Source organism: Neobacillus drentensis, assembly GCF_036965425.1.
In the GTDB taxonomy this organism is placed as follows: Bacteria; Bacillota; Bacilli; order Bacillales; family Cytobacillaceae; genus Neobacillus; species Neobacillus drentensis_F.
In genome coordinates, this window is the sequence record NZ_JBALPP010000055.1 from 27,798 (window position 1) to 35,244 (window position 7,447).

A 7,447-nucleotide genomic window follows, 5' to 3' on the forward strand; every position below is an offset into this window, starting at 1 on the left:
AAGCTTATACAAATACTTGTTCTTGATTTAATGAACTCATTTTATGATTAATATCATTCATCCACTTGTTAAACTCTTCTGTATCTTGTGCCGTTTTATATCTGACAAGTGATTCAGCCCAGAGTCGTTTAATCAACTTTGCCGCTTCCCGTTTGGCTGAGTCCGGTTTCATAACCTTCATAAAGTATTCCACGATTTCATTTAACAAACATTGTCGTAACCGATCAGCCCTTACTGTTAAAGAGGGATCGGAGATAAATTCCAGATCATAAGCCAACACCAAATCTAAAATATTTCTGATACCTTCTTTTTTTACTTTTGAGATTTCTAAAGCACCCAGCATAAAATCGTGTTCTTCTATATTTCGATTATTTTTTATTTGATTTTCCTGCGTTTCTTGGAATCTTTCTAAAATTTCATCATAGATGACAGGATTATGCGGTAAGGCTTCATGAAGCAAAAACGTATCTTCTTCCACCTTTTCTCCGAATTTCAGTAATAATTTTGTGCCCTGATTTCCACTATATTGATAGACTCTTTTCCCATCTGAGTTGACCAACTGGAGCCACCCATAGATCACCCCAAGTATTAAAGCTCGGTCCGTGCGATTGGTTTCAAGTTCAGCCCGTTCTGGATTTAAGTCTGGCATATAGGCGGGAAGATGCCAATTTCGATCCAGGTGAGGCGTAATCGTGCGATTTTCATCCTCATTCAGCTTGTTCACTAAACGATGATAGGCCTCATAATATACACCTGGCGGCTTACCATTTTTTCCAGAAGAAAATTTGCTAAAGTCACTGACCGATAATCCATAATGGGCACGATAACAAACGATTTCATTCCGGTTAAACGCATTTTCAACAATTTGCTTATCATTAAATAACTCGTTCTTTTCCATCTCACTGAGTAAATTAAAGCTTTCAGAATGGAGTCCCCAGAACTTCAAGCTTCGATAATGACTCGTGATGGGAACAAAAGGTTGAGCAAGCTCCTCTATCGCCTTAATCTTCCGATAAATGTAATCGTCCGCATCCCTATCTAATCTACCCGCTTCTATTTTTAATGCTTGAATAATGGTTAAATCCAATTGATCCTGATGCTTATTCGCCAATTCCTTCCGGCAAAAAGCCACCACATTTTCCTTAAAAAACTCTTCGACCTTTGTTTCTTTATAAAATTCCTCTGCCCCGCGATTATTTTTTCGCTCGATGAAGCGGTTGTAAAGACTTAAATAAATTTTTTGTGAGATGCTCTCTGGTAAGAACCCGCTATCTACCGATTGGCGAATCCGCTCCCAGGTTTGTTCCAGCATTTCCTTATCTGCCAGAACGAAGGTTTTCGTCGGGTCACTGACACCCTCAAACTTCCTGGCCAATTGATGAATCTCACCTGTGAGTGTTTCTTTTGTCTCCATTAAATTGTCAAAGAACCTTTGCCAATCGGCAATCATTTCCTTAATGGATTGATTGAGAGCTGAAAAGACTTGTTCTAACAGCATCGAATATTTATAACGGTTCAGCGCATTAAACTGATGCGTGGCCTTTTCCGTATATTCATTGATAAAATCTTTAAAGTTATTTCTAAACATACTGGAAAGGAAACCCTGCTTTAAGGCTTTATCAACGCGGCGGACTGCGTCATCTACGTCACCATCATTGCGGTCTAAATCATAGATGTCTTGATATCGATTCATCTGCTCCTTCAATAGTCGGTTCTCTTCTCTTAAACTGGAAATTTTCTTGATTAGTTTATTGTGAATGCTATAAAGGATATACCGTACCCCTACCGGATGAATGGGTGATTCCTCTTTAAGTAACCACGTGTTTAAATGGAATCTGCTTCCGTCCCCGCCATTTGGCGAATGATAATCAGAATCGATTACCTGGTAGGCAATGAAATGACTATTTTCATTGATTTTCTTGTTGATCTCTTTGGCATAGTCTTCCAAGGCTGTTTCCATCCGGTTTATTTCTTGTTTTACTTGATCTTTTATTTTTAGTTTTCCTGCATCAAGCTTACAATGCTCTTCATAATCCTCTTTTAACTCTTCATCCTCTCTAATTACCCTTTTTGCATATTCCTCAACCTCATGCAAAAATAAATCCGCCTTCAATGAGCCTTTTTTTCCTTTATCCTCGATTTGGTGAACCTGCATATCAAGCTGACGGAAAAAGGGATTGGGTTTTTCTTGGTTATTTACAATCTGATCAAAGTATTTCACATAAAGCTCTCGGATCAATGGTTTTTCATGATGGATTCCATTTCTTTCGTCATCTTCATGCCGCTTTTTTTCTTCTTGAAATAACTGGTCTAATCGAAGCCAGGTGTCATTTAATCCATTCACAGACCATTTTAATGCACAGTAATCCAATATATCTTCATACGGATAGGTTAAGGAAGCGACACCAGACCCACAGTACCTTGCCTGCCCATTTGATTCTACTAAGCTTCTTATTTGATTATCTTCCTGTGAAAAGCTTTTTGCCGAAATCGGGCTAAAAAGCTGCAGATACACTGTCCGTGCCACCTGTTCCATATACTCGGAAACATTTGTCAAATGCTGCCCTTTCGTATTTTCATAATCAAAAAGAAAGCAAAAATCATAGGGAAGATGTTTATCGGTAATGGCATGTGCTGTCCTGCCCTCTAAATCAATCTGATTAGGGCGATACTCAAGTTCAATGGTCACATTTTGCTTATGATTTCCGGATGCACTTAGGGTAATGGCGTTCAGTTCTTTTAAGCTGGCGTAGCCATTCCCTTGGACGGCTTCCCACTCATTTTGATCCAGCGTATTACTTCTTACTAAAATATCAGGTAGTAAAAAAGCGCCGCGAATTAATACACTTTCTGAGCCTAATTTGCGCTCGAGCATTTCCCGTAAATAGAGAGCAATTTGCAGGAAAATCCCGGAACCAGTTCCTCCCACTAGGGAACTAATAATTATCACCCGGACATTATACGATCTTGAATCGCTGTCCACTGGAAATATTCGTTCAATGCCGTCCCACAAAGGATTCAGTTTCCCTTCAGACATCGCTGAGCGAAAGGCGAGTCTTGAAACAGCCCGAACCTGGCCGGCTCCATCTGTCATCGTTTTCCGTTTTATTTGAGGATTATTCGGAAACCATTTTATGACTTCTTTATTCGCTTGTAGATATTCATTAACAGAATGGTTCGTGCTTGTTTGGGTCGCACAATTTCTTAAATGATCCAATTGCGCGATGCTGCTCGCATCTGTATCAAAAGCATGAATGGCCACTCTGCCTCGCTGCTCAGGGGGAATCCGACCATATACCATATTGGCAATATTACTGCCTATGCCGCCTAAACCGATTAAAATTGTTGGAACATTAAAGCTCATGTTGGCTGCCCCCTCTTAGGAATTTATTAATGTGATTTAAACGTGTATACCAAATAGCTGTTACTTCTCTCAATTTGGATTTCATCGTTATGATAAATCGCAATGTCTGCCTTTTTACTTCTATCCAAAAGCTTTTCATGTCTTACAATCAAGTCAGCGTATTGGCTTTCTTTCACTAGCAACACCCGGTCTTTCTTTCGATCCGCTTTAAATACTAAATCGCTAATCCTCTTTTTTTCAGCCAAATAGGGCACCAGCCATCTTTGAACCCAGCTCGTATGGAAATTCTCTGTCATCACACGTGCCTCTCGCAGTTTTTCTCTTTTTCGGCTCTGCTTGTATTCTATGGAAATACGATTTTTGTCAAACCTCGGTTTAATGATGATTCCAATCAAATACGCAATAAGGGCCAGCAGGATTAGAGCCTTAATGATATCCTTGCCATATTTCTTAAAAATGGAGATATCTTCAATCGTCAGTGTAAAAGTACCTTCGGCGACTTCATTAGGGTATTGGCCTTGAAGCGTAATATGCAGGGGAACTTCCCCCACGGATGTTCGAAAAATAGGAGATAAACTCTTTGGATAAATGTAAATTTGGTTCCCTTTTTGTTTCGTATCAATTTTTATATTGCCAGGTGATTCTATTTTAAGGTGATTCATGATCTTCTTAAGCTCTTCGGAGGTCATTTCTTCCCCATTAACCATTGGAGTGATCACAAGGGGTTGTGCCTGATCCAGTTTGTCTAACGGTGCACGCCAAGCATCGGTATTGGCGACTAAACTCAATTTTCGAGTAGGAAGTGCCTGCAGGCTCGTATCTTTTTCTTGTTGATAGAAACCCTTAATATTGACCTTTACGTTTACAGGAATTTTTTCGTTGTTGGTTATTGTAAACTCCCCTATGAATTTATTAAGTTTACGATCATATTTAAGCGGAAGATTGTTTTGACCTATTTTTGCTTCCACTTCAAACAAACTTCCCACATCAATATCGCGGATATCAATTTCTTCATCAGAGCTGTCACTTTTCAACAAAGTCGTTTCTACCCTCATTTTACTGCCTTTAAAGAAAACAGAAGAATCCTTCGTCAGACTCCCATTGCTGTTGATTTTCTGGAAACCGATTTTAAAATCAATCGCCGGTTCCGCTACGACCTCAATATTCTTCTGCTGTTCTTTCGTAAGTTTCTTATCAAATACGATTTTGTAGGTGCCTTTTTCGATCACACCATCCCCATTCACGTTCTTAAAGTGCGTGAAGGTACCCCGAATGGGAGGATTTAATTGGGCAGGGTCATCGGGGGTTTTCACTTTAAATGGCCCCTCCATCCCCTTTTCAATTCGTTCGTTGTTCATATAAAATTCCTTCATTTGAAAGGACGCATTCTCTTCGGGTGACTGTTCAAGGAGAGTAATTCTCCTTAAAGGGAAAGGCGATTTCAGGACTAATTGATTCCCCTCCCAAACAGGATTTAAATCAAACTGCTCCTGTTCGTCTGGATCACGATTCGTCATGAGAGCAGCAACCTCATTTATCCGTTGAATAATATCCAGCTGCCCCTTGCTTTCTAAGACAAGCCCCCCTGAGCTTTCCTTCCATTGCTGTTTAAAATCAGCCATGATGGATAATTCTTCAGGGTTCAGATAGGTCTCAATGGGTATCAGGGTGGTGTGGATACTAGTTCCATTTTTCTCCACCTTCGCCTTCAAATCTTGTAAACTAGAGAAAAGTGCCTTCTTATCCGCATCAATTTGGGTGGTCGGAATAGATGGGTCAAGATGGTTCAGTTCATTAAAAATTCCGTCCGTTAATACGATTAACCAAAAATCTGAGTTTCTATTATTCTCTGCCGCTTTATTCAATTCATTTATGGCCGTATGTAAAGAAGCCAATGGAGTGTTTTTTTTCCCCTGCCATGCTCGAATTTGATCAATCTCGTGTTGACGTAGTCTTTCATCTAATTCAATAGGATTCGCTACAGTTGGTGAACTCATATATACCACCTTTAGCTGATCCTGCTTCTCCAAGAGAGCCGTGAAGCTTTGAAGTGCGTAATTCGCATATTTCCAATTATCAATGGGCCGTTTTCCACCTGCTCCGGATTGTTCCCACATACTACCCGAATCATCATATACAAGCGCAACAATTTTATTTTTGGGAATTCGAGGATCCGTTTTCGCTTCAGCCTTTGCCGTATAGAAAGAAAAGGGAAAAATAAACAGGATTAGCGTCACAACAAGCTGCTTATACTTACCTATCATTTATTGAACTCCCTTCAAGTAATCAACACAGACGGTAAATTTACATTTTTTGATAGTTCATTTTATTTTATACAGGAAGTCCATTGGTTATGACCCAAGCTTGAAATCTATAACTAATAAAATAACCTCAACCCTTATCAAAAAATAGGCTGAGGTAAGCTGTGTTTAAGATGCAGAACATTAAAAGTCTTTGATGCTTCCCCTCTAAGATGTATTCGTCTCGATTTTCTTTCTCAATATTGCACCTAACCTAACGATAGTATATTGTTGTATTCAGTTATTTGGTTCATCAACTTAAACCATTAAACTGATTATTGGAGGAATTTTACTGAATGAATAAACAGGACCAGCTAAATAGGATCAAAGAGGATTTTATTAATTGTCAAAAAGTGCTATTGGCAATTGGTGATGAAACACGCCAATCAATCTTGTTAGTTCTATTGGGGACGGATTGTCAAACAGGATTACGTGTGGGTGAAATCACAGAACAAACACATCTTTCTCGACCTGCTGTGTCTCATCATCTTAAGATTTTACGAGATGCAGGTGTTATTTTAATGCGTAAAGAAGGGACAAAAAACTTTTATTATATTAATGTACGTACAGAATTAGGTTTATTAAGAACGCTTGTGTTGGATATTGATACGTTCATGCAGAACTTTTATTGAAATGATGGAATTTAAACTCATATTATTTGGAGGTATAGGCAATGAGAGCAATGATTATTGATAAGTATGGGAAAGTTCCAATGCGGTTGGCTGAAATGCCCACACCTGAAATTGGTGAATATGAGGTACTCGCAGAAATTCATGCAGCGAGTATTAATCCTGTTGATTTTAAGATACGCGATGGGAAAGTGAAATTGTTAGTTAAATATAAAATGCCTCTTATCTTAGGGAATGACTTTTCTGGTGTCGTTGCAAAGGTCGGCGCAAAAGTGACTCGTTTTAAAGTTGGTGATGAAATATATGCACGTCCACGTAAGAGTAAAATCGGTACTTTTGCTGAATATATCGCAATTCATGAGGATGACATCGCCTTAAAGCCTAAAAATTTGAGCTTTGAAGAAGCAGCATCAATCCCACTGGTTGGGTTAACCACCTATCAAGCTCTAACAGACATTTTGCAATTACAAAAAGGCCAAAAGATTTTAATTCACGCTGGGGCTGGTGGTGTCGGCACCTTTGCTATTCAACTGGCCAAATTAATGGGTGCCACTGTTGCAACGACTGCAAGTGTTGCTGGTGCGAATTTAGTAAAATCTCTTGGTGCAGATGAAATTATAAATTACAAGACAGAAAAATTTGAAGAGATATTGAAAAACTATGATGCCGTATTTGATACACTTGGGGGCGAGATACTCGAAAAATCATTCGAAGTGATAAAAAGCGGAGGAAAAATTGTTTCCGTTTCGGGATTACCGAATGCTCGCTTTGGTAAAGAATATGGTTCCGGATTTTTTAAAACGTTGTTGTTTTCAGCAGCAAGTCATAAACTCTCCTTGCTTGAAAAAAAGCATAATGTTCAATATACGTTTTTGTTTATGAAGCCAAGTGGAGAGCAATTACGTATAATCGCAAACTTTATTGAGACTGGTAAAATCAGACCTATAATTGATAGAGTTTTTCCTTTTGAAGATGCTCAAAAAGCGATGGAATATGCGGAGTCAGGTAGGGCGAAAGGGAAAATAATATTAAAAATCAGATAGTTGTCAAACGAAGCAAAAAATATATCCTAACTTTCCATTTTTTCTTTTTAATGATTCTATAAAAGTCACTCTCTTTTAATCAATCTTTTTTCAAAGTGGAGTCTTTTGTAT

General features: G+C 38.7%; 4 protein-coding genes. 2 read left to right on the plus strand and 2 right to left on the minus strand.

The annotated features are described in order from the left end of the window. Positions 1–4: 4 nt before the first annotated feature. Positions 5–3,364 (minus strand): tubulin-like doman-containing protein, encoded by a 3,360-nt coding sequence (locus V7161_RS15820; RefSeq protein WP_335713941.1) that lies wholly within the window; start codon positions 3,362–3,364, stop codon positions 5–7. Between the two features lie 26 nt (positions 3,365–3,390). Next, positions 3,391–5,628 carry a vWA domain-containing protein gene (locus V7161_RS15825; protein WP_335713942.1) on the minus strand — a complete coding sequence of 746 codons (2,238 nt, stop codon included), beginning with the start codon at positions 5,626–5,628 and terminating at the stop codon, positions 3,391–3,393. A gap of 332 nt (positions 5,629–5,960) precedes the next feature. Between V7161_RS15825 and V7161_RS15830 the strand changes: the two genes are divergently transcribed. Both V7161_RS15830 and V7161_RS15835 read left to right on the plus strand, forming a co-directional pair. After that, on the plus strand, positions 5,961–6,296 hold the full coding sequence (locus tag V7161_RS15830) for an ArsR/SmtB family transcription factor (protein ID WP_335713943.1): 336 nt from the start codon (positions 5,961–5,963) through the stop codon (positions 6,294–6,296). Positions 6,297–6,337: 41 nt separating this feature from the next. After that, positions 6,338–7,336, plus strand: a complete 999-nt coding sequence (locus V7161_RS15835; RefSeq protein ID WP_335713944.1) for an NADP-dependent oxidoreductase — start codon at positions 6,338–6,340, stop codon at positions 7,334–7,336. Positions 7,337–7,447 lie beyond the last annotated feature (111 nt).

What these genes read in the sequence shown, in the direction of transcription:
- V7161_RS15820 (WP_335713941.1), bottom strand. Translation starts at nt 3,364, where the DNA reads ATGAGCTTTAATGTTCCAACAATTTTAATCGGTTTAGGCGGCATAGGC.
- V7161_RS15825 (WP_335713942.1), bottom strand. Translation starts at nt 5,628, where the DNA reads ATGATAGGTAAGTATAAGCAGCTTGTTGTGACGCTAATCCTGTTTATT.
- V7161_RS15830 (WP_335713943.1), top strand. Translation starts at nt 5,961, where the DNA reads ATGAATAAACAGGACCAGCTAAATAGGATCAAAGAGGATTTTATTAAT.
- V7161_RS15835 (WP_335713944.1), top strand. Translation starts at nt 6,338, where the DNA reads ATGAGAGCAATGATTATTGATAAGTATGGGAAAGTTCCAATGCGGTTG.